General features: G+C 55.3%; 2 protein-coding genes. Both read right to left on the bottom strand.

The features are described 5' to 3' along the window. Nucleotides 1-1,129 precede the first annotated feature (1,129 nt). Nucleotides 1,130-1,414, bottom strand: a complete 285-nt coding sequence (locus WB528_RS20315; protein WP_423890198.1) for a cupin domain-containing protein — start codon at nucleotides 1,412-1,414, stop codon at nucleotides 1,130-1,132. Nucleotides 1,415-1,757: 343 nt separating this feature from the next. Beyond that, a partial coding sequence (locus WB528_RS20320; protein WP_423890199.1) for a tetratricopeptide repeat protein occupies nucleotides 1,758-2,790 on the bottom strand: 1,033 nt, incomplete at its 5' end.

Consider the following 2,790-nt stretch of genomic DNA (forward strand, 5'->3'; position numbering starts at 1 on the left):
ATCCCACGCAGGGCATCGCGTTCCAGCGACCGCTTTGTCCGTTCCCGCAATTTGCGAAATACAAAGGGAAGGGAAGCACGACCAGCGCTGCAAGTTTCGCGTGCGTGAACCCGGATCACGACGAGGATCACCCTAAGGAAGCAAGCAATCAGTAGCTGATCGACCGCGCCGCGGCACTCAAGACAGCGGTGTGTTGTTCCATTCAAAAACTCTCCTTGCTCCCTCGTCGAATGCGAGGGAGCATTTTCTTTCGCCGCTGAGTTCCGCCCGGCAGGCTACTTCTTCGTCGCTGAAGCGCATTGCCACCGTGTGAAAGGCGCTGAAAGCCATCAAGATCCTCGAGGCTACAGCGATTGGCGCGCGTGTCCAACGGCGGAGATCGATTGTCATTGGGGTCTGGGCGAACGGATGAGCCAATTATTGTAGCGAGGACCGTAGGTGCTAGCCTGCTGAGACGAAAAACAGGTTGTACATCAATGAAGATTGACTGACACTCTCTCCGCCACGAAATACATTCAAGCGATTGATATTGTTATATTTTGTTGACATGTAGCTGTAAGCAGCCCCACAATCCACCCCACATAATTTTTCAGTTATGAACAGGTTTGCGGAGTTCTGGGAGTTAGCCCCGGCACCGAAAAAATCCTTCGCGCGCGGACAATTTCAGGGCTCTCCGTGCCTGCGACATCGGAGCTTCACAATGTCGGGTCGAGGTGCCGGTCGACGAACACTTCCGCGCTCACCAGTCCCTGTATCTCGGCAAGCGCCAGACGATCGCGAAGCTGGATGTCCTACCTGTCATGGAGGACCATGGCCGCGTAGTCGATTACGTGTTCAAGACCGTCCTGAGGGGCCGCGTTTCATACGACGAGGGCGTGGTCATCCTGCCAAGAACGCGGACCGAATTACCCGAGAGGGTATACGCATCCGTCCATCGAGGCGCTGACAGCTTTACTCGGTGTAAAATCGAGAGAGGGCTCGGCCACGTCGACGAGGACTTCCGCGTCAAAGGGGCGTGGGAGCGTCCCTAAGAGCTGGCGCTAGGTTTAAGGGGACTTTACACATTCTCCCGAAAGCCCGACGCGGCCCGCCGCCGATCCTAAGCTGCTGTCTGGCGCAACTGGCCCGGCTACTTCACGGGAAGCGTCATGGGCTTGCCTTTATCCACGATATGCACCGTGAGAAGTTTGAGCGTCTTGTCTCCGATGATAGCGAAGGCGCCGTGCGGCACACCGCGTGCGTTGATTTTGGCTTTGCCCGGCTCGAAGGTGATTTGCTTGCCGTCTGGCAACAGGGCCGTGGCGCCGTCAATGACGTAGTAAGCTTCTTCACCCGGATGAGTGTGCAGTACACCGGATGCTCCAGGCGGCACTTCAACCGTGCTGACGATGATTTCCATGTTGGTGCCGGTCAAATCGCCCCTTGTCAACTCAGTCCTCTTGCTCGATTGAGACTGAGCCGACGTAGAAGCGAAGACCATGAAGCAACCAATTGCGACTAAAGTTACGTATCTTGTCATGATGATGCCCACGATTTTTGGGTTCAAACCGCGCGATTAGATCACGCCTGCCACCATTTCAAGCTACCGCGTTCACATGGCGACCTCCGTAAAGTTTATGTACGCGGAGTCCTTGCGCTTTTGCGTATCCGGGGTTGCTCCACGTAACTGGTTAAATGAGTCCGCGCCCAGTTTCATCGCGACCGGAGCTCACGGTGTTGAGATGAGCGCGGCACGCGGAAGTGAAGCCGATCTCTCCCTACTCGTATCCAGCTTTCGCGAGTCCACCAATATACAGTTCTCGCATCCATTCCTGAGCGAGCATCGCCCGATCAGAGATTTCCTTAAGCGTCTGCACGGGCGGCAGAGACCGGAGGGCTACGATAGCTTCCCTAGCTTCCGCGGCTCTGCCGAGATGCGCAAGCGCCGCAGATTTGTAGCGCCACGTCACCCTCACGGAGGGTGCAAGCTCAATTGAACGAGTTAGAAAGCGCAGCGCTTCCCCGAAGTTCTTGTCAAAGAATGCAACGATACCGAGACCTTGAAATATGAAATAGTTTCGCGGATCAAGCGGGTTGATGCGTAGCGCTCTCTCAAAGGTCCGGCGTGCATCCTCCAGTTCACCACGGTATAGATAGCCGTATGCAGTGTTGGTGCAAACAAATGCTGAATTGGGTTGAAGGTGCAGCGCGCGTTCGCCATATTCTCGAGATTGAGCGTGCTTACCAACAAGGATCGTGAGGACCCAGGAAGCAATGGCAAGCGCTGCACCGTCCTCTGGATCAGCTTGCACCGCTCGCTGCGCAATTCGCTCCACCTCTATAATACCTTCGTTATATGGCCATCCGCCGAAAATGATTTGTCGGCCGACGCAGTCGGCAAGATATGCAAGGGCAGTGGAATATTGGGGGTCGATAGTCACGGCCTGTCGGAGCAAATCTTCTGCTCTCGTGTAGGACCGCGCGTCCAGCTCTCGTAGGAAGGGTTGTGCACGCAGAAAACAGTCATAGGCGGTCAGGTTGGACGTTGCCCTTTTGTTTGACCTTTCGATCTCTCTTAAATTTATGGTTGGTTCAATCGCTGCAGCCACAGCCGAGGTCACTTCATCCTGCAGCTCAAAAACATTGTTGTAGTCGCCATCGAAGCGGTCCGCCCAGATGTGATGCCCGGTTTCCGCCTCGATCAACTGCCCCGTGATGCGGATTTTATTGCCTGCCCTGCGAACGCTGCCTTCGAGCACATATCGAACACCGAGTTCGCGCCCGACCTGCTTGATATCAACAGCTCTTCCT

This window comes from Bradyrhizobium sp., assembly GCF_049586575.1.
In the GTDB taxonomy this organism is placed as follows: Bacteria; Pseudomonadota; Alphaproteobacteria; order Rhizobiales; family Xanthobacteraceae; genus Bradyrhizobium.